This is a genomic window from Vibrio sp. Sgm 5, assembly GCF_026241575.1.
In the GTDB taxonomy this organism is placed as follows: Bacteria; Pseudomonadota; Gammaproteobacteria; order Enterobacterales; family Vibrionaceae; genus Vibrio; species Vibrio jasicida.
Genome location: NZ_JAPHPY010000166.1, coordinates 1 through 242, shown reverse-complemented (window position 1 = coordinate 242; position 242 = coordinate 1). Strand labels below are relative to the sequence as shown.

Sequence of the window (242 nt, the reverse complement as noted above, 5' to 3'; positions counted from 1 at the left end):
AACGCAAGATTGCCTGTATCAATACCGAGTCTCTCCAATGAGCAGTAGCGCACAGTCAGAGTCTTATGTTCGTGTTGTTTCTGCTTCAACATATGCATCGACATCGCTACCGAGAATCACAGCTTCAACCACCGAGAATCAAGAAGTCGTCATCGACCTTGAAACGGAGTTAGGTGCTTCGATGCCCGATAGTAGCTACGAGTTGCAAGAACAGGTGGTTGTTATTGGTAACGGAAGTGCGA

The 242-nt window shown here is 47.1% G+C and carries 1 protein-coding gene; it reads left to right on the top strand.

The window, feature by feature from the left end; all coding sequences use genetic code 11:
• Positions 1–37: 37 nt before the first annotated feature.
• Positions 38–242 (top strand): hypothetical protein (locus tag OQJ86_RS26535; protein ID WP_265992373.1); only part of this gene is annotated, 205 nt, incomplete at its 3' end.